Source organism: Nostoc sp. DSM 114159 (assembly GCF_053470285.1).
In genome coordinates this window covers 5,608,459-5,632,801 of sequence record NZ_JBPFEH010000001.1, presented here as the reverse complement: position 1 = coordinate 5,632,801, position 24,343 = coordinate 5,608,459, and the positions used below count along the sequence as shown (strand labels likewise).

The following is a 24,343-nucleotide window of genomic DNA, read 5'->3' as shown; positions in this document are numbered from 1 at the left end:
CCAATTCAAAATTTAAATATTCAAAATTCAAAATTTAGGAAGCACCAAACTAAAGATAGTGGCTTTGATACAAGTATGCTATCAACTTCCTACTGTATATATCGGTTGATATCTTTAATATTTTTCCATTAATAAATTCAAATATCAGTTAGACATGTGGCTTCCTACACGCCAAACTATTTCTAGGTTGTATCCTTTTTTTATGTTACTATCTCGATCCACCTCCGATGTTGTCAAAAAACCGGAGAAAGGATTGAACATTGAAGAAAGGTTGGGTAATGGTGGTCAAGAAATTAGTAATTCTACCAATGAGGTTCCGACCAACAACAATAACATCGTTATCTTGAAGTGCTACATTTTGCGACGCATCACCGCCGAGAGCTTTTTTAGCATCAAGTTTTTGAGTAACAGCTTTGCCTCGTTCTGAATCAAAGCGAACCAGAGCAATATCTCTCAAATTAGCAGTGTCTAGATTTACACCTCCCAAAGCATCTACAAATGTACTGCCGTTGGGCAGTGCTTGAATGGAAAGACCACCCGCAGCGTAGTTTAAAACTCGGACTCTAATCTGTGGTGTGGCTAAGGATGAACGTGCTACTAAATTGCGGTCATAACCATCCTCATTACCAACTTCACGACGGGGCACGAGTATCGCATCTCCGTCTTGTAAGCGTAAATTCGGGATTGAACCGCCATTTTGCAGTGCTGCGTATAAGTCAATCGTTTGTGAAATCACAGAACCATCGATTAACTTTCGGCGTACTTGCACCTGTCGCAGGTCTGCATTCAACGTTGAACCACCAGATACTAGCAAAGCATCAGCAACACGGGGTGTTGGTGAATTAATTGGATAAATTCCTGGTCGAAATATTTCCCCGCTAATGGTAACTTGAACTGGTCGCGTTCCTGCTAAGGATACTACCACGATTGGATCTGGGAAAAAGCGACTCAAGCCCAGGCGAATTTTTTCTTGAGCTTCTTCCAAAGTTAAACCTTTTAATGACACCGTTCCCACTTGTGGCACGATGATGTTGCCTTCTGCACTAATTACAGCTTGAAAACTAAGGTCTGGACGCTGCGTTACTAAGGCTAAAACTATGATTGGATCGACGACATAACGATTTAGACCCAAGCGAATTTTTTCTTGAGCTTCTTCCAAAGTTAAACCTTGTAAAGAAACTGTTCCCAATAACGGCACCGCAATATTACCTTCTGGGTTAATTAAAGCTTGAAAGCTTAAATCTGGAAAGCGCTGAACCGAAACGCTAATTCCATCCCCTATGCCTAAACGGTATGGGCCAGGAGGACGCTGAAGCACAACACCAATTGCATCTCCTGGTCCCAAGAGGTAGCGACTGAGTTGCGGAGAAATTTCTTCATTCGTACCTTGAGGTATAACTTCAGTACTTGGCAAAGGCGAAGGGAATAGGCTTGGTGATTGTCCTTGAGATGGAAAAGGTTGGGCAACAACAAGTTGGATAGGTGTTGTTAAGAAAACTCCTACTTGAAGACTGACAAAACACAAGGCGCTGAATCCACGCATATAATAACTGGGATCTATGAACATCGGTGCAGAAAATATTTATATTAGAAATTAGTAGCGCCGAGGGGTTATTTTACTCTAAAAATGCCTTCAATGTCTCTTTTATCTACAAGTATTTACCAAGAGAAAGAGAATAACTTTGCTAAATTTAATTTCTAATTTCATGTTATTAACATCATTTTAGGTGAATTTCAACCTGAACATAATTTATAGAGATACTTTTGAAGAATCTCTGCACAAGTGCATCTATAACAAACTCTACAAAGGGCCTGCCATTAATGCAGCTTGTACCGTTTCCCCAATAGACTGGGCTAAAGGCCAAGATGTTTCTACCTGCCCCAAAGGTTCCATTGGAATCAGAATGCTCACGCCAACCCAAGGAGTGCGTTGCTTGCGCCATTGTGCCAGTTGATCTGCCAAGAACCAGTGAAAAGGTGATGGATTTCCACCGTCTGGCATCGCATACCATTGCAAAACAGCGAAGGTTTGCTGTGGTGTGGAGGCGCGAAAGAACCTAGCTTCTACTTTAGTTTCGACATTAGAAGCCAACTTTGCAGATGGTTTGACAGTAAATTCCGCAGAACGAGATTGAGCTACATCCCACTTTCCCCAGCGTGACCTTCCCCAACCGTTAACATCTGTCCACTCTACCTCTGGTTGATCCATAGGCCCATTTTGCGGCAACAAAAGCAGGATTGCTTGGGATTCGGAACCTTCTTTTTTAATTACTTGCAAAGACCAATTATGTTCGCCAATTTGCTGTTCTGCTTGTTCAATGGTTTGCCAACCAGGAAGGGTTAACCCAGTCTTGCGGATCTGTTTTAATTCGTGGAGGGTAGGAACAGGGGGCGGTTGTTTCCATTGCCAGTGTCCTGTCAGATATCCGGGAACCCCCGCCATTGCTAGCAGCAGTAGCAATAACAAAAGTGCTGCTACCTGAGTCAATTGGTTTTCCTTGAAAAATTTAGAGAAGGAAATCATCAGTAAAATTTGCAATACTTAGGCAAAATCTTACTTTATAAAATCACATTGTGAGTTCAGTAATATTTAGGACTTACGTATAAGCGATCAAAAATTAAGGGAGTGGAGAGTGGAGAACAGGGGAGAAGTTGCAGTAATTTTTCCCCTCTTCCTCTCTGCCTCTTGTGCCCAATGCCTAATGGTGCTAACTTTCTGCTTCTTGCTCAGTTTCTAGAGATGCTGAAAAATAGTTATTAATCCAATTCAGTAAGGGCACTAGTGACACCAGCATACAAGCAGAGTAGAGATCGCCACCCCAACCCTCATGCAGCCATTTAAAAGCGGCTTCTTGACCCGTGCCGTGAAAGAAAGTCAGTAAAGTATTACGAATGATATTGGCAGTAATACTAACGATCGCAGCAAGAGATAAAAACGATATAGTTGTCCGCCGTGAAGACAAAGCATCTGTCCAATAAAGCAGCATCAAACCAACGTAGAGAGTCGTAAACAACATTTTCAGCCCTGCACAATAGGGAGCAACTTCTACAATCCGTCCTCCCACATAAAGATTGATCTCATCTACGGTTACTTCCATACCAAATTGATTCAGTATGAAGCCTGCTGTGCCAGCGATGAAGCTTTGCAGAGGCATGGTATAAGGAGCAATAAGATAGGGTAATGCTGTTGGGGTTGCTAAAAATACTAGTAGTAGAGGGAATCCTTGTAATCGCAAACCTGCTATTCCCTTAAACCACAAGCATAATCCGATTAATATAACGGGCAAGGAAAGGTTAACCCACTCTGTAACACCGCTAAGATAAAAAGCTGCCCCTAATAACAATAAAACAGCGCCCAAAGGATTGATAGTATCTGGCAAACGTCTCCACTTTTTCCGGTTCATCCAGCCCAGATAAGCCGCAAATGGTAGACCAATAATCCCGTGGCTGAAATATTCGTGTTCTGTACTGATATTTTTGTGCAGCCAACCATCCAACCAGTGTAGCAATATTGGAGCATAAAGCAGCAGCAAAACGCCTAAAATAGCTAGATTTAACAAGCCTGATGCGTTTATATTTTTAACCTGTTGCTGGAGTGCCATGATTTTAAGTATTAGTCATTAGTCATTGGTCATTAGTAATTGGTCATTAGTCATTGGTCATTTGCAAAGGATAAATGACAAAGGACAAATGACAAATTAAGTATGAATTAACTTCAGGCTACCACGCTGCCCAGGTCAGCAGTAGATAGATTATCTACCTGATAACTTGTTGAGACTGCATTGGCGATCGCTGCTACAACTTCTTTAACTTGGCTACTACTTAAACCAGGATACATCGGCAATGATAATATTTGCTTTGACAACTTCTCTGCTTGGGGAAAATCTCCTGGTTGATAGCCTAAGTTAGTAAATGCTGGCTGGAGATGACAAGGAATTGGGTAGTGAATACCAGTTTGAATTCCCGCCGCAGTGAGTTTTTCCTGGAGTTGGTGGCGTTCTATTGGGCAAGAATCATCTACTTTAATCACATAAAGATGATAAACGTGTCCTGTATCGCTTTGATTTTCTATGGGGATAATTCCAGCAGTTGCTAAGGGTGCTAGTTCACTATTATACTGCTGGGCAATAGTCAGGCGATCGCGATTCCACTGCGGCAAATATGGAAGTTTTTTGTGCAAAATTGCTGCTTGCAAAGTATCCAAGCGGCTATTCGTACCTGGTTCAGTATGAAAATACTTTTGCGATGCACCATAATTGCGCAAGCGCACCATCTTCTGGGCTACATCTGAATCTCGTGTCAGCAGGATTCCTCCATCCCCAAATGCTCCCAAATTTTTGCTGGGATAGAAACTAAAAGCTGCTGCTATTCCTACTGAACCAGCGTAATATCCGTCTCTTTGGGCGAGATGTGCTTGGGCGGCATCTTCAAAAATTAGGAGTTTGTAGGTATCGGCAAAGTTCACTAGATCGCGTGGTGATACCATCTGACCATAGAGATGCACGGGGATGATTGCTTTAGTCTGAGGCGTAATTGCCTTTGCGGCTTCTCTTAAATCAATTAAAGCAGTTTGGCGATCGCAATCTACCAAAATTGGCTTGGCGCCAGCACGTAGCACCCCAATTAAGGTGGCGACAAAAGTATTTGCGGGTAAAATTACTTCATCGCCAGCACCAATATTACACGCTTGTAATCCCAAAGCGATCGCATCTGTTCCTGATGCTACACCAACTCCATAAGCCGTACCAGATACTGCTGCAAATGCTGCTTCAAAATCTGAGAGTGCTTGCCCTAAAATAAAATCTCCCCGTTCCAATACAGATTGGATTGCATCTTGCAATTGCGTTTGAATTGGTTCATGTTGTAAACTTAGGTCTACAAAAGGAACTCTAATAGTCATTTTATTCATTACCAGTCGTCCTCAAAAAATGTTTCCTCACATGGAAAAAATAGAAAACCTTGTACAATTTTCGACATGAAATTGTCATAGATTTAATCTATTAGATAAAGGCTTAGAGCAATTATTTAGTCGTCGATTATGGTTTTCAAAATCACGCCCTCTTAATTTGAGTGCCCAAAGTCGCCATCAGACTTCTCTAAAGCCGGCACTCCAACTTCTCTCAAAATTCAAAAAGTTCATAAACTGGGCTTTTCAATAATTTGGTAGTTTGCTAATCCGTAGAGATATGGTTGGCCTATTTAGGTCATCTTGCACTAGGATTATCATCTCTGGGTGCTAGTTGTTATCAGTAAAATGTCTATATTTAATTACACTAACATCTATTTTATTAAGTAAATCTACTTTGAATGTTCAAGTCAAAATTTTCCCTTATATACATAAAGAATGATAGCCCCTTTGTATTGTATCCTTAGCATTAGCTTACCCTGGCTGAATTCAAATCTAACGCAGTCTGATTGCAAAATCCCAAGCAATAAAGACTACATCAGTGCTAAATAAAGAACATTCAGCACCAGTAACTAGTAACTAGCAGACACCACATCTTGGCTTAGTGCAAGGGAGAAAAAATTTTTGCCCTAAATTTGTTTGTCAGAGGCAAAATTAGGGAATGCTTAAAAATAGCAATTGATAACCTAGAAATAGGACTTGGATCAATTACACGATAGAGAAATTATTAAGGTAGCAGTGGCAATGATAGAGCCTGAAAACAAATTATTTGCCCTAAAGGATGGTTGGGATTCTCATGAATCAAGAGAACAGCAACGCCTCAAAGCTTTGTCCGATTTAGGTTTGCGGCAACCAGAAACGATTCCGGTTTTTGAAGAAGCCACACAGACTGCTGCCCGCTTTTTGGAAGCGCCAATTTCCATATTGGGATTTGTGGATCAAGAACGCCACTGGTTCAAGTCGGCGGTGGGCTTATCTAGGCTGGGATTAATGAATCATTTAGCACAAAGCCGCCAACTACCACGCCGGGAATCATTTTGTACTCAAGTAGTAGAGACTTTCCAATACATTAAAATAAATGATACGCATAAACTTACCGACCCAATACTTGTTAGCAGTAAGTTGGTGCAAGATTATGGTATTCGTGCTTACTTAGGAGCGCCACTGATTGATGCTGAGGGACATTGTTTAGGTGCATTGGCGGTGATGGATTTAGTCCCGCGCAATTTTACACCCCAAGACATTGAGTTTTTACAAATCATCGCTCGTTGGAGCATGAGTGAATTTGAACGTAATAGACTCCTGCAAGGCAAACTCGAATCAACCCCTGCCAAGAACGTTCCGATATTTTCACTGAATGAGGAACGTAACACTGAGATTAAAATCACTGCATCCACTCAAGATAACGACTCTGTTTCTACTAAGCAACTGAAGCTAGAACTTTTGAGTCAGCTAACTCAGGAATTACGCACGCCCTTAACATCTGTACTCGGTATGGCTAGTGTTTTAGGACGTGAGATTTATGGGCCTTTGACGACTAAGCAGAGAGAATATTTAGAAATTATCCAACACAGTGGTCGGTACTTACTTTCCCTAGTAAACGAAATTACCGAACTAGGAGCGATGGATGAAAACTCAACTGTACTAAATCTAGCTCCCGTGGATATTGAAATGCTATGCCAACAAGCTATCAATACCCTAGAAGAAGTAGCTAATCGCCGCGAGCAAGATATTCGCCTGTCTATAGAACCGGGACGCAATCGCATTTGGCCTTTAGATAAAGACAAGGTGCGGCAAATGCTTTATCATCTGGTTTTCAGTGTGATTCAACTTTCGGCTACAGGTAGCATTGTTCGCATTCATGTTTCTTATAAAGAAGATACGCTCAACATTACTATTTGGGTTTCTCATCCCTGGTTAGGGGATGGCATAACAGAGGTCGATCCTTACTTCCGTCTCAATTCTTTGTCGCTGCTGGAGCTTACAGGTGAGGTCGCAACTTACAATACTCATACAGAAAGACAAGAACAACTAGATACTTCATCAGTAGCAGTGGAAAATTCCAAAAACTTGAGTGATTCTCACTCAAATTTCTTGGCTACTAGTTCAGGTATAAATTTAGCTAAATCACATGGAAGTCTTTCTCGTGAAAGCTTAGGTCTATTACTAAGCTGTCAACTGGCAGAATTACATGGTGGACATATTTTGATTCAAGGTTCACCAGAATCAGGATATCGTTATGTGCTTTCTTTGCCACTGCAACTAGCGACTTCCTCGCAAGCAATTAGCGATGTCTAATTGTGGGGATTGGGGAAGGTGGGGTCCCAAGAAGGGGATAAGGGGTAATGGAGATTGGGAAAGACGTATTTTCTATCTAGATTTGATTAATTCTCTGTGTGCTTCTGCGCTTATCTATGCCTTTAAATTTCAACCCTCAATTAGCCACTATTTTACATCAAGCTGTACTAAGTATATGAAGTAACTATTCTTAACTTCCTATTGGCTGATGGCTAGGAATAAGAGCGCCATCACGCGATGGGCAATTTCTGTTATTACCTTTTTATAGCTATAGGCATTATGATCGATTCCAAGTTCTGCGTCGGCAGGCTAATCGATCGCAATGTTTTTTATGAATTTAGTCTGGCAACGATTTACTCTATCAACTTTACCGCTCAAAGAATATCTTGCTACCAGTTATGTACACCGCTCTCTGGTGGGATTGCTAAGTTCTTGGCGGCAAACTAGCGTCTTGCTTCAATGGGGAGATGCGATCGCAGCGGCTTTACTCAGCTTAATATATGCTCTGGCACCTTTTGCTTCGAGTACATTGGTAGGCTTTTTGCTGGTGGCTTGTGTCGGATTTTGGCTGTTGTTGACTATATCTGATGAAGTAACACCAGCAAATGTCTCGTCAGTCACTCCCATTCACTTACTGGTATTGCTCTATTGGGGAGTTGCCGCAGTCGCAACAGCATTATCACCAGTGAAAAAGGCGGCACTTAACGACTTGGGAACCTTGACCTTGTATTTGCTACTATTTGTCCTTTGTGCCAGGGTATTAAGGTCGCCTCGCCTCCGTTCTTGGATTATCATCCTTTATCTGCACGTATCGTTAATTGTTAGTGTATACGGGTTGCGGCAATGGTTTTTTGGAGCCACAGCATTGGCGACTTGGGTCGATCCAGAATCTCCTATGTCTAAGACTACAAGAGTCTACAGTTATTTAGGCAATCCCAACTTATTGGCTGGATACCTCTTACCAGCAGTAATTTTTAGCTTAGTGGCAATTTTTGCATGGCAAAGCTGGCCTAAAAAAGCTCTTGCATTAACGATGCTAATTGTCAATAGTTCCTGCCTGATTCTGACTTTTAGTCGTGGCGGTTGGATTGGACTAGTGGTGGCAGTTTTAGCTGTGATGACATTGCTAGTTTATTGGAAAAGTGTGGAAATGCCTCGTTTTTGGCGTACTTGGTCAATACCGATTATTTTAGGAGGTTTGATCGGCGTATTGGTGCTAGCAGTGATATTTGTAGAGCCAGTGCGACTGCGAGTGTTTAGTATTTTTGCCGACCGTAAGGATAGCAGTAATAATTTTCGCCGAAATGTGTGGGATGCTGTTTTTGAAATGATTCGCGATCGCCCGATTTTCGGTATTGGGCCTGGTCACAACTCTTTTAATAAAGTTTATCCCCTTTACCAACGCCCTCGTTACACTGCTTTGAGCGCCTATTCGATATTGTTTGAAGTGACTGTAGAAACTGGCTTTGTTGGTTTAGCCTGCTTTCTCTGGCTACTAATTGTCACATTTAATACCGCATTTTTACAAGTGCAACGATTGCGACAAATCAGAAGTGTAGAAGGATTTTGGTTAATCGGAGCGATCGCTACTTTGTTGGGTATGCTAGCTCACGGCACCGTAGATACTGTCTGGTATCGTCCTGAAGTCAATACCCTCTGGTGGCTGATCGTTGCCTTAATTGCCAGCTACTGGACACCTTTAGCTCAAAACCAGACAAATACAACTAACTCAGATCCAGCAACAAACTAATATAAATAAGTCGTCAGTTGTTTTCTTACCGAACAACTGACAACTTTTGAATTTTGCATAAATAAATTTTGAATTGTCTAGTCTCTGTAGGTAGTGGCACTTGGAGCATTAGGGTCGCGATAAGCTACAGATTCGCGATCGTTCTTTTTACCAGCCAACCCGCCTAGACCGAATAAACCAAGCAATCCTAACCAACCCCAATCAAAATCGTTGCGGTTGTTAGTAGTCGTTGTTGGAGTAGTAGTGGTTCCAGTGTCATTAGTTGTTTGAGCTTGTGCAGATAGAGTTAAAGGTAAAACTCCCATACTCAAGGTGAGAATGCCAGCGCTAACAGCGGTAATGAAATTACTTTTCATAAGTTGTAAAAGTTCCTGATGCTATCCGAAGTCACTCACCACTGTATCGATTCTCAACTTTAACAAAATCAATCTGTGGCTATAAACTAAACATTTTCATAACTCACGCTGTAGACATACGACATAGCTTTTACAGCAATACGTTTCTCACTCTTTGTGGTAGTTTAGCAACACTGAATCCTCAATAACTTTTCATTGCCCGTTGAATGTCACGTTGGTCTTGGCGTCGTTTCAGGTCTTCTCGTTTATCGTGGAGCTTTTTACCTTTGCCAAGAGCTATACTGACTTTTAACCAGCCTCGTTTGAGATACATTTTCAAGGGGATTAAAGTTAAACCTTGCTGTTCAACTTTGCCAATTAGCTTACGGAGTTCTTGACGATGCAATAGAAGTTTACGTGTACGCCGTGGTTCATGATTAAAATATTGTCCACTAGCGTTGTAAGGCGAGATATGCACATTGATCAACCATGCTTCGCCATTGCGAAGCAAAGCATAGCCATCTTGGAGATTGACTTTACCCGCACGAATCGACTTCACCTCTGTTCCTGTCAACTCAATTCCAGCTTCGTAAGTTTCTAGAATTTCATACAAATAACGGGCTTGACGGTTGTCGCAAATAACTTTGTAACCTTCGTTCTTGTCGCTCATTGATAATTTTGTGTGCTTTAAATGTACCTAAAAAATTATTTGGATTGGCTTGTGAATTATACGGTGTATCTTAGAACCGCTATAAATGGTGAACTGTATATCACTAATTTAGCTTTTCTAAGTTCACAATTAAGGTTTTCTGACAATTTTAAGTTAGCTGATACCGATTACCTCTAAGATTTCATAAAACAAGTTGCTTGAGCAACTTGTCTCACCAAGCCAGATTTTGTGCAGTTTCACAAATAGGACTTACACATCAAGTAAAGGCAATACCTTGTGGTAAGCCGCTTCTCTAGGAAAAACTCCGTACAGAAAATCAAGATTTTCACTTTCTTTTTGCATAAGTCCTGACAAAGAATTGGTATGACACTAATGATGATGAGTTGTTACAAATTACAAAGCTCTCTATGCCTCCTTAGCACAGGGAGTCTAAGGTGGTTACACTTCGTTAACCTTCCTAATGATTTAAGATTTTCTTTATAAATAAACCCTGAGAGCAGTCATTAGCTGATAATCCTGTCATAGTATGAAACATAAGAACACTATTATTGTCTGTGTTCATTAACGGAGTACATAAAAGCAAATTTCTGAGTAAAAAAATGCTAGGGGTGTATTATCCATGCCCTTGACGATCCTTGTAGTGGATGATGATTTGGGCACTCGTCTGTCTGTTAGCGACTATCTTGAACTGTCTGGCTACTCAGTGATCGTGGCTAATGACGGTCAAGAGGCTTTGTTTATGGTGGATGAGTATCATCCTGATTTGATTGTCACGGATATTGTTATGCCACGGATGAATGGCTATGAACTGGTGCGCCGGGTGCGTCAACAACCAGTGTTTCGTTTATTGCCTGTAATTTTATTAACGGCACGCATTAAGACCCAAGAAAGAATTCTAGGCTACCAGTCAGGGTGCGATTTATATTTACCCAAGCCTTTTGAACTGGAAGAGTTAGCAGCAGCAATCCGCAATCTTTTGGAGCGATCGCAAATTATCCAATCAGAATATCGTTTTTCTCATAAAGATAGTTTGGGCATTTCCGGTTTGACAAAAGCGGGAGATGCCCATAATTCTCTGTCCACTCAAATTCAGAAATCCCATCTGCACTCATCCCTAACTCACAGAGAACAGGAAGTCTTAGAGTTATTGACTCATGGGCTTTCTAATGCCGAAATGTTCAAGGGGCGACAATCGCCGCTAAACCTAGCCAGCTAAAGGTTTGAGAGTGCCAGACCCCTTAAAAAATCTAGGTGCTTATTGAGAATGAACTGTACAGTTATTAAGCAGCTACCTGTAGGGTACAGTTTAATGGTAAAAAAGAACGGTCTCGTAATTTGATTAAGACCGTCATTAAAAATGCTGCCCTCATTCTATCAAAAGTTATTAGAGAAATACCTGAATAAAGCGCAGTTAATCACGCTAAAGATGTTGGTGTGGTTACTCCAAAACCAGAAGCAAGTCAGGATAGAAAGATTAGCCGCGACCCTACCTTTACCTATACAACAAAACAGCCGTAGACGACATTTACAAAGATTTCTAACGCTAAATGCATTGAGTGTAGTCTTGTTGTGGTTTCCTATCATTGAAGCAATAATTAACCAACATTTTAAGGGAGGGTCACAATTAACTATTGCGATGGATAGAACACAGTGGAAAGAAAATAATGTGTTGATGATAAGTGTAATTTACCAAAAGAGAGCGTGGCCTATATATTGGTGCTTATTAGAAAAAGATGGTAGTAGCAATCTAGAAGAACAACAAAAAGTATTACGTCCAGTAATTCGTTTATTAAAAAAGTACAAATTAGTCATTATTGGGGATAGAGAATTTCACAGTGTAGAACTAGCACAGTGGCTCCACAAGCAGAGTATAGGTTTTGTACTCCGTCAAAAAAAGGATACTACTTTTCGAGAGAAAAGACAGAAATTTCAGCCTTTGAGTAGCATTGAGGTTTATCCTGGTGTCCGTCAATTTTACACCAATGTCAAGGTTACTCAAAAACGGGGCTTTGGTCTGTTTAATTTAGGAGTCTACTGGAAAAGAAAGTATAGGGGTAAACAAGAGAAAGATGCTTGGTATTTATTAACTAATTTACCTAACTTAAACACTGCTCTCAAAATATATGCTCAACGTTTTGGGATTGAGGCGATGTTTAAAGATTGTAAAACAGGTGGTTACAATTTAGAAAGTTCTCAAGCCAGTCCTGATAGACTTGTACGAATAATATTCTTAATTGCTTTAGCTATGACTAGTGCTTGGTTACATGGGCAAAGAACTAAATTTCAAAAACAAGGATCATATATTTGTCGCCAAGAAGAAAAAAATAGAACTCAAAAACGTCATAGTAATTTCTGGATAGGTTTATATGGTTTCAATTGGATAGAAGCTTTGCATGGGTGTCAAGCGTGGGTCGAGGAAATGGTCAGTTTCATTCGCAATAAGCAGGCATATTATCAACGAGGTTTAAGGGCTATGACGCTTATACAGCAAGCACTTTAGCTCGATTGTCGCCCCTTGAAGCCGAAATGGGTCATCAGCTACACCTGAGTCCTCGAACTGTGGAAAAGTACGTTAGCAGTTTATTAAGAAAAACCTCAACCAGCAACCGCGCGGAATTAGTGCGTTATGCGATGAAGCATGGTTTAGTAGAATAAAAGTTAGGAGAAGAGACGCGATTAATCGCGTCTGTACAGGAGCAAGGAATAAAACTCCTAACTCATAACTCTTCCCTTTTAACTTTTGTCAGCAGACCTTCACAAGCATCGATCAGTAAATCAATAACCTGATTAAATCCCTCTTGACCACCATAATAGGGATCTGGAACTTCCTTTAGAGTGTGTCGAGAGCAAAACTCGCACATCAAACGCACTTTATGCTGATATTGCTTAGTTCGATCGAGAGTGAGGATGTTCTCATAATTTTCTCGATCCATAGCCAAAATCAAATCAAAGTCTTGAAAGTCTGACTTTTCAAACTGGCGTGCTCGACCACGCAGTTTAATTCCCAACTTAGTAGCAGCCGCCGCACTCATGCGTCTGTCAGGTGGACTACCAACGTGATAGCTAGATGTACCAGCAGAGTCACAGAGGATATGTTCGCTCAAGCCAGCCTGCTCAATTAGATGATTCATGATATTTTCTGCCGATGGCGATCGGCAGATGTTACCTAAGCAGACAAACAGCAACTTGTAAGGCATAGATATAATTTGTCAATAGTCAATAGTCATTTGTCCTTTGTCCAATGACTAATGACTAATGACCAATGATTAAAATCCAGGTAACTCCAACCCACTGGTTAATTCTTCCATGCGTTCTCGCATTGTTGCTGTGGACTTGTTGTAGGCTTCTTTCATTGCCACTGTTACAAGATCGGAAAGTACTTCTGCACCTTCTGCTAAAGCATCTGGAGAAATTTCTACCCGCTTGGGTTCTTGGTTCCCACTGACAATCACCCTTACAAGACCACCGCCAGATTCTCCTTGAATCTCCATTTGCTCCAATTCTTCTTGGAGTCGCTTTGCGCCTTCTTGAACTTGCTGCGCTTTCTTAAAAGCTTCGGCTAATTCTTTCATTTTTCCTAAGCCAAAGCCGAATCCCTGTCCTTTTCCTGTCATAATTATTTGTACGCGTATGCGTTGAATAACAAATCAAATTCAATTATAGATGCGGTAAGTAATTTGACTCTTTTTTTACCAATAATTAATGCGTCATTGAGTGGGGAGTATGGAATAGGGAGTAGGGAGTAGGACATTGGTTATTAATTCTTCTCCCTCATCTTCCAATTCCCCATTCCCCATTCCCCATTTTTTATCCACAAGCACCTTGAAACTCTCCGAGCATTTTAACTTCTGGCTCTAAATTAATAGACCAACGTTCTTGTACTTGATGTTGGATGTGACGAATGAGACAAAAGATATCACTAGCTTTTGCTCCACCACGATTAACGATAAAATTAGCATGTAGTAGTGCTACTTGTGCGCCACCAATTTGGTAGCCTTTGAGACCAGTTTGTTCAATTAACCAGCCAGCACTGTAAGGTTTGGGATTGCGAAACACACTGCCACAACTGGGGAAGTTGTATGGTTGAGTGCTTAACCTATGCTTTTTGTGTTCTTTGGTAATTGCCACAACTTTTGCTGGGTCTGCACCTGGCGCGAGTTGTAAGGTGGCTTGGGTGACTATGCGATCGCCACCTTGCAATAATGAAGTTCGGTAGCCATAACCTAATTGTTCCGGGGTAAGGGTTTCCAGCGTACCATCGGGTGAAAGTACCTCGGCACTAACTAACATATCTGCGATACAGCTATTATGTGCCCCTGCATTCATTACCACTGCACCTCCGGCTGTTCCAGGGATACCAACAGCCCACTCCAATCCTTGCCACCCTAACTCTGCTGCGGCCCATGCCAAACTAGGAATTGATTCTCCGGCAGCAACGGTTAATTGACCGGTTTGAGGGTCAAAGTTGCTGAAGCGGAGATGACGAGTAGCAATGACTAAGCCTGATATACCACCATCACTCACCAGCAAGTTAGAACCTGCTCCCAGTGTTGTCACCTTTAGATCGCGTTCTTTAGCGTATTTAAGACTTGCTTGCAGTGCTTCTAAGTTTCGGGGGGCAACGTATAAATCAGCGGCTCCTCCAACTCTATAGGAAGTAAACGCTGACAAAGAAGCCTGGGACTTGATCGCACAATCAGTATTGGGTAAGTAGATTACTTCACTCTCCACCGAATTTGTTATTTGGGGTTTCTTTGTATTCAAAGCAGAAACTGTGCAGACGTTTCCAGCTGCCTGGGAAATGGTCATCTTTACTTTATTTTGGTAAAATTTTTACATTAATTTACCGTAAATATACGGTAACAAAATTCACAAATGAACCGTTGCCAGAGGAGCGCTTTGCTCAGAAATAAAACTTCGCAAAGTCTCGACTTAAGATGTGGCTTTAGCCGGCTCACAAAGTGTCGTAATTATTTCAGGAATCACCTGGTTCAAGTTTCCAGCCCCTAAAAACAGTGCCAAGTCTCCTGGGCGTAGTGTTTGTAGTAAGTACTCACACACTGCGGGTAAAGTTGGTTGATAAACTACAGGAGAATGCTGTTTAGCAATTTCCGCCGTTAGACGTTCACCACTAATTTGCCCTAAATTAGGTTCGCCTGCACTGTAAATATCAGTCAACACCACCAAATCAGCGTGGGTAAATGACTCGGCAAATTCATCTAAAAAGGTCAGTGTACGACTATAGCGATGGGGTTGAAAGATGGCAACCACTCTTTGCCCTGGTCTTGCCTGTAAACGTGCTGCGGCGAGAGTAACGCGAATTTCGCTAGGATGATGAGCATAGTCATCAATGAAGGTAATGCCATTGACTTCACCTCGAAACTCAAAGCGTCGTCTTGCTCCTTCAAAGGTGGCGATACCTTTGGCAATTGCTCCAAATTCTAAACCCAAAGCGCGACCAACAGCCACTGCGGCTAAAGCATTGCTGAGATTATGCCGACTGAGCAACCTCAATGTCAACACGCCCAAAGCTTTGCCTTTTTCCCAAACCAAAGCCGTGGTACCATCAGCACGATAATCAATATTGGTGACGGTGTAATCAGCGTCGGTATCTGAGTGTAAGCTGTAGGTAATTGTGGGTTGCAAGCGATCGCGCACTGTCGCACAGTCAATGCTACCTATTAAAGTTTTACAACCCTTAGCAAATGTCTGGAAGGTGTCAATAACTTCTTCTAATGTATCGTAGTGGTCAGGATGATCGAGTTCAATATTGGTGATGATACCAATTTCGGGAGCGTGTTTTACTAAAGAACCATCCGATTCATCTGCTTCGGCTACCAAATATTGGCTGTGTCCCAATCGAGCATTACCGGACCATGCATTGACTTCGCCACCGACTAAAATTGTTGGATCTAGACCTGCTTCCAGAAGCATATAGCCAATCATACTACTAGTTGTAGTTTTGCCGTGTGTTCCTGCCACTGCAATACTGTAGTAATCCGCAATTAAAGCTGCTAGGACATCTGAACGATGAAAAACTGGACAACCTAATTCCAGCGCTGCTTTGTATTCTAAATTATTAGTGTTAATTGCTGTTGAACAAATGACTTGAGGCAATTTTGACTTAGTAGCAGTAAGTAATTCTTCTGGTGAATTTAATACTACTGGATTAGCTAATACCTGAGGATGAAAGAATTCGAGATTGCTTGCCTCTTGTTTACTAAAAATATGAGCACCGATAGATTCCAACTTGTGCGTAATGTGGTTAGGACGAAGATCCGAACCTGATACTGGAAATTGACGCTTTGCAAGAACGTATGCCAGAGCAGACATACCTATGCCACCGATACCAATGAAATGAAATGGTCTACCACTAAAATCTACAGAATTAGTCATTTATTGCTCCTTTTACACCACACCACACCATAATCACAAATGACACGCGTATCATAACAGGAATTTGATTTTTACCGTAACTACTCCTGTATCATGTTCATGTTTGATGCCCAAATGATGTTTCTGCTCTGGCTTTCCTGGTTGAGAATGATTTTACCTTGGTTGGAGGTTTTTGCTATTTCTGAACTGTTCTTAAGATTATTCTGAAAATTTTGGCTGCATCGGGAAAGAAATTCTTGTAATGTCAAATACATATTTTTGGCTACCTTACTGGAATTGGCTACATAATACATTGTTTAGTGAAACTAATTTGAAATTGCATCAAGTTTAGGCGTGAATTGAGTACAATAGTACATTGGTAATGAAACTATTTTTCAATTGCATATAACCCAGGCTTATCTGGATGCAGCAACTAGCAATTTTTGGTGGCACATTCGATCCAATTCATTGGGGACACCTGCTCGTAGCCGAGACAGCTTTGCATCAAGTATCCCTTGAAAAAGTAATTTGGGTGCCATCCTTAAACCCTCCTCACAAAGAAGCAGCATTGTTTGAGCATCGCGTGCAAATGCTGCAATTAGCCATCAAAGATAACCCAGCATTTACTGTCTCACTAGTGGAGACTAATCGCTCTGGCACTTCTTATGCCATTAACACCCTGATTGACTTATCTGCTTGTTACTCCAATACTCATTGGTACTGGATTGTGGGCTTGGATACTTTCCAAAGCTTACCCAGTTGGTACCGGGGACACGAATTAGCACAAATGTGTGATTGGTTAATCGCACCCCGACAGCTAGGTGGTGAGACTATAACTCAAAGCAAATTAATCTGCAAGCAAGTGGAGCAACAACTCAAAAAGAAGTCTTTGCTCATTCACTGGCAACTCTTGAATATACCAATAGTCGGAGTTTCGTCAAGTCTAATTCGCGAATTTTGCCGCGAACGCCAGTCAATTCGTTATTTAGTCCCAGAATCGGTCAGATCATATATCATTAACAACAATCTCTACTCTTACAAATCTGAATAAATTATGTGTTTTTTTATTGATCTAACACTTTATGGTTAAAAGTGCCCCCCCCCTTTGCGATATGATTGGGGTCAACGATATCAACATAATAAGCATAAATACAGAGGGCAAGACACTGTGATTAGAGTTGCAATCAACGGTTTCGGGCGGATTGGACGTAACTTTGCGCGTTGCTGGGTGGGTAGAGAGAATAGTCGGATCGATCTTGTCGCTATTAATGACACTTCAGACCCTAGAACCAATGCTCACCTGCTAAAGTATGACTCAATGCTAGGCAAGATCAAAGATGCTGAGATTAGTGCTGACGATAACTCTATCATCGTCAACGGTAAGACCATCAAATGCGTATCCGATCGCAACCCAGAAAACTTGCCCTGGAAAGATTGGGGAATTGACCTAATTATCGAAGCAACCGGGGTATTTACTAGCAAAGAAGGAGCGCTCAAGCACGTAAATGCTGGAGCCAAGAAAGTTCTGATTACCGCTCCTGGTAAAAACGAGGATGGTACTTTTGTGGTTGGTGTGAATCATCATGACTATGACCACAACAAACACCACATTATCAGTAACGCTAGCTGTACTACCAACTGCTTGGCACCAATCGCCAAGGTGTTGAACGATAAGTTCGGCATCATCAAAGGTACGATGACCACCACCCACAGCTATACAGGCGATCAGCGCTTGCTAGACGCTTCTCACCGGGATTTGCGACGGGCAAGGGCCGCAGCGATAAACATAGTACCTACTTCTACTGGTGCAGCAAAAGCAGTGGCACTGGTTATCCCAGACCTCAAAGGCAAGCTAAATGGCGTTGCCTTGCGCGTACCAACCCCGAACGTCTCAATGGTAGATTTCGTAGTTCAGGTTGAGAAGCGTACTATTACTGAAGAAGTTAACCAAGCTCTCAAGGATGCTGCCGAAGGCCCACTTAAAGGGATTTTGGACTACAGCGAACTAGAACTAGTATCTTCTGATTATCAAGGTACTGACGCCTCTTCGATTGTCGATTCCAGCTTGACTTTGGTTATGGGCAGTGACCTAGTAAAAGTTATGGCATGGTATGACAACGAGTGGGGTTACAGCCAGCGAGTCTTGGATTTGGCAGAGTTGGTAGCCGAAAAGTGGCAATAATTAATTTGTCATTAGTCATTAGTCATTAGTCATTAGTCATTAGAAAAAGGACAAATGACAAAGGACAAAGCACTATTGACTAAAATGTTGAAATCCCTGGCTAAGACTCAGAACTTGGTCGGGGAATTTTTTTTGCTCGTCGTGCAATATTACTGTCGATCCGGCTGTAATCCTGCCTGCGATCGCAGCACCTTCTCCAAGGTGTTGCACTAAGGCTGATGCCAATTCTTGTGGTAAGCACAGCACTAATTCAAAGTCTTCGCCACCGTATAGAGCATATTCCAGCGCTTGCTCTGGTGTCAGCCAATGGTTAAAAGTTTTTGGTAGGGGAATTTGTCTGTGTTCTAAGACAGCACCAACGCCACTCGCGCGGCAAATTTGAATAATCGCATCTGCTAAACCATCGCTGCTATCCATCCCAGCAATGGGAAGTCGGGAGTTAAGAGTTAGGAGTTGGGAGTTAGGAGTTAAGATTTTCCAGAGGATTGGTAAGACATCTAATCGTGGTTGTGGACGTTGATGTGCGCGGATTAGAGCCGTGCGTTCTGCATCTTTGAGGTTTTGTCCTAGTTCGGGATGTAAGAGCAGTTCTAAGCCAGCGTAGGAGGCTCCATGAACGCCTGTAACGACGATCGCATCACCTACAACAGCAGCAGAACGGCGGATAATTTGACTAGGGTTAACTTGACCAAAAGCGGTAATTGCCAGAGTAGTAACAGGCGATCGCACCACATCACCCCCAACAATTGGGGTATTGTATTTTTGCAGGCATTCCGTCATTCCCTGGTACAATCGCTCAACCCAACTCACCCTCAGTTCACCGGGTAGTCCCAACCCGACAGTGATTCCCAATGGAGAAGCACCCATTGCGGCTAAATCTGATAAATTGGCAGCAACAGCTCGCCAACCAGCATCTTCTGGGGAAGTGGTGATGTTGCTAAAATGTACGCCATCAACCAGTACATCTGTAGTCACTACCAAAGATTGCCCTGATGCAGTTTCAAGTACTGCGGCATCATCGCCGATAATTTCTGGTGGGCAGAAACGCTGTAATCTTTCTAAAAGACCTTGTTCGCCAATGTCTTTTACTTGTTGAGAAGATAACTCACTGTTCACAATCGGTTTTCCGTGTTGCAAAATTACGAAGAAAACTGATGATTTACTTTACTGTTTAAGATAAGGGTATCGTCTAGGAGTCAGTTGGAATGGTAACAACACCAGTAACCAGCATCACATTTGAGGAGTATTTAACCTATGATGATGGCAACGGTTTCCATTATGAACTGGTGGATGGCAAGCTAGAGTTAATGAACCCACCTACTATTGAACATTTCCTGATTGCCGATTTTTTGGATACTGCCTTGAAAGCAGAAATCAAACGTTGTAACTCTACTTGGCTGTGTTTTCGGGAAAGTGGGGTGAGAACGGGTAGAAATAAATCTAGGTTGACTGATTTGTGTGTAGTGACACTGGAACAAGCCAGAGAATTGTTAAATGCCTCAGCAGTATTTGAGTCACCACCGTTACTAATTGTCGAGGTGGTCAGTCCAGAGTCGGTGAAACGAGACTATCGTTATAAACGCTCGGAATATGCTGCTTTAGAGGTTCCTGAATATTGGATTGTAGACCCACTGGCAACAAAAGTTTCAGTGTTACTACTGGAAGATGGATTTTACGAGGAAACAGTTTTTACAGACACTCAGCAAATTGGATCGCGGACTTTTCCAGAATTAGCGATCGCACTCGATCGGATATTCACCGCCGGAAATCTGAATCAGGGGAGTTAGAAGTTAAGAGTTAGAAGTTAGTAGTAATTAATTATTCTCCCTCTGCTCCTCTGCTTCCCCGGTTACTGAGCGTAGTCGAAGTATGCTCCCCTGCCTTATCTTATGCAGCTTGCGGCTGAACCAGATTTTCTATTCCTTGAACCACTTTTGCTGATTCGATTTTGTCACCAGCTTTCAGTTTATCCAAAACTTCTTTGCCTTCGGTGAGATAGCCAAAAACGGCATAACGACCATCCAATAGGTTGCGTCCGGCGGGAGTGAGTTCTGGTTCAAACAAAAAGAAGAAAAATTGTGATGAACCTCCATTTACTTCACTTTCAGGACGAGCCATCACTACTGCACCAAAGGCAGAAAAAGGTAGAACTGGCATATCAACGTAACGACCAGCTTCTTCTAGAGTAATGCCATAAGTAGGTGCTTTATCTCCTTGAACTAATATTTCTAAGGGAATAGCGCGATATTTGCCTGTTTTGGGGTCAATGAAACCCACATCTTTCCCAGCAGGATCTCCAGTTTGGAGAAAGTAAGATTCTTCAGAACGGGTAAATTCTAAGCCATTATAAAAACCTCTCTGTACCAAATCTACAAAATTACCAGCAGTTACAGGGGCGCTATAACCGTCTACAACAAGGGTCAAATCGCCTTTGTTGGTTTTAATTTCTATAGTGGCACGACCTTGAAGTTGCGGCAGATTACTGTACTCAGCAGGTACTTCAAAGGGAAATTGTTTCACCATTGACTCTTCTAGCTGAGTAACAAGATTCAAAAGTTTGCTTCTCTCTTGCAGAATTTGTTCTTTATCTTTGCTGTTCGCCAATTCTTGTAATTTACTCACCCCAGATTTCAACTCGGTAATCCAAGCTTCGGCTTGGGGTTGGCGTTCTGCGGGAACGCTTGTTAAGATTTGGGAAGGTTTATCGAGAATGCGGGATGCTTGGCTGATGTCTTTGGAAATAGCACCCCAACGCCGATTCGCCCGCAGTTGGGCAGAGATGTCCTCTAAACTGCCTTGTAGTTGCCGCACAGATTTGTTATCTATCGGGAGTGCATACCGCAACAAAGCCTTTCCGTCGGTAATTGCATTGCCAGCTGGCAGTGCGGCGCTACTGGAGGGAGTCCACCCAGCTGTAGTTATGCCTAAAAATATTGTTATCAGCAGTATTGCCATTAGGCTGTTCTTCAGCCAGGATTTTAATAAGTTAAGCATGGGATAACTCAAATGCAGCAGTGAATTGTTGACTGGACGTAACCCATAAATAATCTTCCCACAGTATGAGTGCTGAGTGCTGAGTACTGAGTGCTGAGTGAAAATAAATGCAAGTGGATGGGGAGAGTGAGGGAGTGAAGGGACAAGGAAATAAACAAAACTCCTAACTCCTAACTCCTAACTCAGCACGGGCTAAACGCCCCGCTGACGCTAACAGCACGGGCTAAACCCCCCGCTATCGCTAACAGCACTCCTAATGCCCAATGCCCCGTGACTAAATAGCTAATTACTCCGCTTGAAGGGTACAATAAATGCCGATTGTCTTCCAAAATTTGAAAGTTTCATGATCTCCAGTAACGACTTTCGACCCGGTGTTTCAATTGTATTGGATGGGTCTGTATGGCGAGTGCTTGAATTCTTGCACGTCAAACCAGGCAAAGGTTCTGCCTTTGTACGAACTAAGCTAAAAAATGTCCAGAGTGGGAACGTTATGGAAAAAACGTTCCGCGCAGGGGAAACAGTGCCGCAAGCCACTCTAGAAAAAAGCACGATGCAGCATACCTATAAAGAAGGCGATGAGTTTGTCTTTATGGATATGGAAACCTACGAAGAAGGCAGATTGACTCGCGAACAAATTGGCGATCGCGTCAAGTACCTGAAGGAAGGTATGGAAGCCGAAGTGATTAAGTGGGGCGACCAAGTTCTGGGAGTAGAGTTACCTAAGTCTGTGGTTCTAGAAATTGTCCAAACAGATCCAGGTTTAAAAGGTGATACCGCTACAGGTGGCTCAAAACCAGCAACTCTAGAAACTGGTGCAGTTGTGATGGTTCCTTTGTTTATTTCTCAAGGAGAACGCATCAAGGTTGATACTCAGGAAGACAAATATATCAGCAGGGAATAACTTTCATCTCTACAAAGATGCAAGTCCCGATTTAAATCCCTACATAGGGATTAATTCCCTGCCACACTTAAGATGCTCATTTACGGATAGGTCGAGGTAATAAAAACTGTGCCATTGGACTTTAATGAAATCCGCCAACTTTTGGCAACTATCGCACAAACAGATATTGCAGAAGTCACGCTCAAAAGCGATGATTTTGAGCTAACAGTCCGTAAGGCTGTGAGCATTAGCAATCAGATGTTGTCGGTAGGTCAAGGGACTTTAGGCGGTGTGGTAGGTTCAGGCTTGACATCAGGTTCATCTGGGGGAAACCAGATGAGCGGAAGTCAGGTAACGGAGGTGTCCACATCTCGTGTATTTGAGAATGCTGGAACTAGCACACAAATGCAGTTATCAGTAAATTCTCCCTCAACCATTGACCAGAGATTAGTAGAAGTGCCTTCCCCAATGGTAGGAACGTTTTATCGCGCTCCTGCGCCTGGGGAAGCGGCATTTGTGGAAGTGGGCGATCGCGTCCGCAAGGGTCAAACAGTCTGTATCATTGAAGCCATGAAGCTGATGAATGAAATCGAAGCCGAAGTCTCTGGACAGGTGATGGAAATTCTCCTCCAAAATGGCGACGCTGTAGAATATGGTCAACCTTTGATGCGAATTAACCCTGATTAAGTATTAATGTATATATGACATGAGTCATTGTTAAAACTTTCAGTCCTTGTGGGTCAACCCTGATGAAACAAACGTTGCCTTTACCACCAGAAGTGGTGCAACAAGTAGCTGAATACTTCAGCCTATTAAGTGAGCCAATGCGCCTACGGCTGCTACACTTATTACGGGATGAAGAAAAATGCGTGCAAGAGTTGGTAGAGGCAACACAGACTTCTCAGGCAAATGTGTCAAAGCACCTGAAGGTAATGTGGCAAGCAGGTATCCTTAGCCGCCGCAGTGAAGGAACTTGCGCCTATTACCGGGTGGAAGATCAAATGATTTTTGAGTTGTGTAATCGGGTTTGCGATCGCCTCGCCACAAGGTTGGAGCAGCAAGCCCGTAATTTTCGCATATTAAATAGCAAACGTTAGGTCTTTTGTCCTTTGTCATTTGTCAGTTGTCATTTGTAAAAAACTTATGACCAATGACCAATGACTAATGACTAATGACTAATGACTAAAGCGGATAATCTTTTTGAAACTGTTCGCGAGTGAGTGGTTGTTGTAACTCTAGACCCTCACCGCCTAAAACATCCAACGGTTTGCCGTTTACGTCAATGTACACTTTGGCTTTGGGATTTAAAGTTGTTGCAGTGTAAACAACTTGTCCCACGCGGCCCATCATTGAAGTGCTACCACCACCGCTAGTAAAATCTTCAGATAAATTAACGCGAACTTCATCTTTTTCCGCCTTCAGCCCCAATAGCTTGGTTCCTTTGGGGATGGTTGTAGAATCTGTTCCTTCTGTTGGGCCTGCTAACAAACTTTGGAAAGCTGCTTCTAAAGCCTGGTTGGGTAGTACAGAAGCTACTTTAACAGGCTGGGGAACCAAAGCAACATTTTTGTCTTTTGGTCTTAGCCAATAAACGTTGGGGGTTTGCTCATTAGCTGGCTGCCTAGTTGATGGCTGTGCTGGCTGTTCAATTCGGCTAGAAGGGTTTGACGGTGTGGGAGGATTGTTGGATTGTGTGGTAAACCAAGCTACACCGCCACCCACCGCTACAACCGCTGCTGATACAGCTGCAATTACGCCTGAAGAAATACGATTAGATCCTTGTTGGTCTTTCATGTTCAAAACCTTCCTAACTGAGGGCTGATATGGTAGTTATGTGAGGAGCAGCCTGGTTAAAGACGATACTTATAAGTAGAGAGTTTCCCACAATCTAGAGGAGGCTTAAATGCTTCTTAATTCTGTAAGCCCCTAATTCAATTTTAGAATTTTTATTTC

The 24,343-nt window shown here is 42.3% G+C and carries 22 protein-coding genes and 2 pseudogenes; 11 read left to right on the top strand and 13 right to left on the bottom strand.

Translation table 11 applies throughout. The features are described 5' to 3' along the window. Positions 1-208: 208 nt before the first annotated feature. The 4 genes from ACR5KR_RS23550 to ACR5KR_RS23535 all read right to left on the bottom strand — a co-directional run bounded on the left by ACR5KR_RS23550 (position 209) and on the right by ACR5KR_RS23535 (position 4,909). Positions 209-1,567: a polysaccharide biosynthesis/export family protein gene (locus tag ACR5KR_RS23550; RefSeq protein ID WP_445630256.1), complete on the bottom strand. Its 1,359-nt coding sequence runs from the start codon at positions 1,565-1,567 to the stop codon at positions 209-211. A gap of 234 nt (positions 1,568-1,801) precedes the next feature. Continuing rightward, positions 1,802-2,524, bottom strand: a complete 723-nt coding sequence (locus ACR5KR_RS23545) for a cyanoexosortase B system-associated protein (protein ID WP_448268184.1) — start codon at positions 2,522-2,524, stop codon at positions 1,802-1,804. Positions 2,525-2,708: 184 nt separating this feature from the next. Beyond that, complete coding sequence (crtB, locus tag ACR5KR_RS23540) at positions 2,709-3,602, bottom strand: cyanoexosortase B (protein WP_448268183.1); 894 nt, start codon at positions 3,600-3,602, stop codon at positions 2,709-2,711. Positions 3,603-3,715: 113 nt separating this feature from the next. Further along, positions 3,716-4,909, bottom strand: coding sequence for a DegT/DnrJ/EryC1/StrS family aminotransferase (locus tag ACR5KR_RS23535; protein ID WP_448268182.1), 1,194 nt, complete (start codon positions 4,907-4,909; stop codon positions 3,716-3,718). A gap of 741 nt (positions 4,910-5,650) precedes the next feature. Between ACR5KR_RS23535 and ACR5KR_RS23530 the strand changes: the two genes are divergently transcribed. Beyond that, positions 5,651-7,204: a GAF domain-containing sensor histidine kinase gene (locus ACR5KR_RS23530; RefSeq protein WP_448270306.1), complete on the top strand. Its 1,554-nt coding sequence runs from the start codon at positions 5,651-5,653 to the stop codon at positions 7,202-7,204. Between the two features lie 331 nt (positions 7,205-7,535). Beyond that, positions 7,536-8,954 (top strand): IctB family putative bicarbonate transporter, encoded by a 1,419-nt coding sequence (locus tag ACR5KR_RS23525; RefSeq protein WP_445630260.1) that lies wholly within the window; start codon positions 7,536-7,538, stop codon positions 8,952-8,954. A gap of 77 nt (positions 8,955-9,031) precedes the next feature. Here ACR5KR_RS23525 and ACR5KR_RS23520 read toward each other — a convergent pair whose 3' ends face one another. Together ACR5KR_RS23520 and smpB are read right to left on the bottom strand one after the other, a co-directional pair. After that, a complete protein-coding gene (locus ACR5KR_RS23520; protein ID WP_448268181.1) occupies positions 9,032-9,310 on the bottom strand; it encodes a WGxxGxxG family protein in 279 nt (92 codons plus the stop codon). A 181-nt stretch (positions 9,311-9,491) separates the two neighbouring features. Beyond that, the gene (gene smpB, locus ACR5KR_RS23515; RefSeq protein WP_094349892.1) at positions 9,492-9,959 is read right to left on the bottom strand and encodes an SsrA-binding protein SmpB; all 468 of its coding nucleotides are present in this window, start codon (positions 9,957-9,959) and stop codon (positions 9,492-9,494) included. Between the two features lie 619 nt (positions 9,960-10,578). Here smpB and ACR5KR_RS23510 point away from each other — a divergent pair. From ACR5KR_RS23510 to ACR5KR_RS23500, 3 genes and pseudogenes are all read left to right on the top strand, one after another. Beyond that, positions 10,579-11,136 (top strand): annotated as a pseudogene (locus ACR5KR_RS23510) (response regulator transcription factor); the annotation flags it as partial. 180 nt (positions 11,137-11,316) lie between these two features. Next, positions 11,317-12,459, top strand: coding sequence for an IS4 family transposase (locus tag ACR5KR_RS23505; protein WP_448266395.1), 1,143 nt, complete (start codon positions 11,317-11,319; stop codon positions 12,457-12,459). Between the two features lie 20 nt (positions 12,460-12,479). Further along, positions 12,480-12,614: pseudogene (locus ACR5KR_RS23500) on the top strand (response regulator transcription factor); the annotation flags it as partial. A 62-nt stretch (positions 12,615-12,676) separates the two neighbouring features. Here ACR5KR_RS23500 and ACR5KR_RS23495 read toward each other — a convergent pair. From ACR5KR_RS23495 to murC, 4 genes are all read right to left on the bottom strand, one after another. Beyond that, on the bottom strand, positions 12,677-13,156 hold the full coding sequence (locus tag ACR5KR_RS23495) for a low molecular weight protein-tyrosine-phosphatase (RefSeq protein ID WP_445630263.1): 480 nt from the start codon (positions 13,154-13,156) through the stop codon (positions 12,677-12,679). Positions 13,157-13,225: 69 nt separating this feature from the next. After that, on the bottom strand, positions 13,226-13,573 hold the full coding sequence (locus ACR5KR_RS23490; RefSeq protein ID WP_322673862.1) for a YbaB/EbfC family nucleoid-associated protein: 348 nt from the start codon (positions 13,571-13,573) through the stop codon (positions 13,226-13,228). A gap of 193 nt (positions 13,574-13,766) precedes the next feature. Then, positions 13,767-14,768: a UDP-N-acetylmuramate dehydrogenase gene (gene murB / locus ACR5KR_RS23485; RefSeq protein WP_445630264.1), complete on the bottom strand. Its 1,002-nt coding sequence runs from the start codon at positions 14,766-14,768 to the stop codon at positions 13,767-13,769. Between the two features lie 123 nt (positions 14,769-14,891). Then, on the bottom strand, positions 14,892-16,355 hold the full coding sequence (gene murC, locus ACR5KR_RS23480) for a UDP-N-acetylmuramate--L-alanine ligase (RefSeq protein WP_445630265.1): 1,464 nt from the start codon (positions 16,353-16,355) through the stop codon (positions 14,892-14,894). Positions 16,356-16,758: 403 nt separating this feature from the next. Between murC and nadD the strand changes: the two genes are divergently transcribed. Further along, complete coding sequence (gene nadD, locus ACR5KR_RS23475; RefSeq protein ID WP_445630266.1) at positions 16,759-17,385, top strand: nicotinate (nicotinamide) nucleotide adenylyltransferase; 627 nt, start codon at positions 16,759-16,761, stop codon at positions 17,383-17,385. Positions 17,386-17,502: 117 nt separating this feature from the next. Then, positions 17,503-18,516, top strand: a complete 1,014-nt coding sequence (locus ACR5KR_RS23470; protein WP_322681363.1) for a type I glyceraldehyde-3-phosphate dehydrogenase — start codon at positions 17,503-17,505, stop codon at positions 18,514-18,516. A gap of 72 nt (positions 18,517-18,588) precedes the next feature. Here the strand turns inward: ACR5KR_RS23470 and thiL are convergent, their stop codons facing one another. Beyond that, the gene (thiL, locus tag ACR5KR_RS23465; protein ID WP_448268180.1) at positions 18,589-19,632 is read right to left on the bottom strand and encodes a thiamine-phosphate kinase; all 1,044 of its coding nucleotides are present in this window, start codon (positions 19,630-19,632) and stop codon (positions 18,589-18,591) included. A gap of 89 nt (positions 19,633-19,721) precedes the next feature. On the opposite strand from thiL, the gene ACR5KR_RS23460 reads away from it, so the two are divergent. After that, the gene (locus ACR5KR_RS23460; RefSeq protein ID WP_448268179.1) at positions 19,722-20,303 is read left to right on the top strand and encodes a Uma2 family endonuclease; all 582 of its coding nucleotides are present in this window, start codon (positions 19,722-19,724) and stop codon (positions 20,301-20,303) included. 100 nt (positions 20,304-20,403) lie between these two features. On the opposite strand, the gene ACR5KR_RS23455 is transcribed toward ACR5KR_RS23460, so the two are convergent. Then, positions 20,404-21,510, bottom strand: coding sequence for a peptidylprolyl isomerase (locus ACR5KR_RS23455; protein ID WP_448268178.1), 1,107 nt, complete (start codon positions 21,508-21,510; stop codon positions 20,404-20,406). Positions 21,511-21,853: 343 nt separating this feature from the next. Here ACR5KR_RS23455 and efp point away from each other — a divergent pair, with 343 nt between their 5' ends. The 3 genes from efp (at position 21,854) to ACR5KR_RS23440 (ending at position 23,487) form a co-directional block, all read left to right on the top strand. Then, positions 21,854-22,411, top strand: coding sequence for an elongation factor P (gene efp / locus ACR5KR_RS23450; RefSeq protein WP_448268177.1), 558 nt, complete (start codon positions 21,854-21,856; stop codon positions 22,409-22,411). Positions 22,412-22,519: 108 nt separating this feature from the next. Continuing rightward, positions 22,520-23,077 carry an acetyl-CoA carboxylase biotin carboxyl carrier protein gene (accB, locus tag ACR5KR_RS23445; RefSeq protein WP_448268176.1) on the top strand — a complete coding sequence of 186 codons (558 nt, stop codon included), beginning with the start codon at positions 22,520-22,522 and terminating at the stop codon, positions 23,075-23,077. Positions 23,078-23,139: 62 nt separating this feature from the next. After that, positions 23,140-23,487, top strand: coding sequence for an ArsR/SmtB family transcription factor (locus ACR5KR_RS23440; RefSeq protein WP_448268175.1), 348 nt, complete (start codon positions 23,140-23,142; stop codon positions 23,485-23,487). An 85-nt stretch (positions 23,488-23,572) separates the two neighbouring features. Here ACR5KR_RS23440 and ACR5KR_RS23435 read toward each other — a convergent pair whose 3' ends face one another. Beyond that, positions 23,573-24,184: a GerMN domain-containing protein gene (locus tag ACR5KR_RS23435; protein ID WP_445630271.1), complete on the bottom strand. Its 612-nt coding sequence runs from the start codon at positions 24,182-24,184 to the stop codon at positions 23,573-23,575. Positions 24,185-24,343 lie beyond the last annotated feature (159 nt).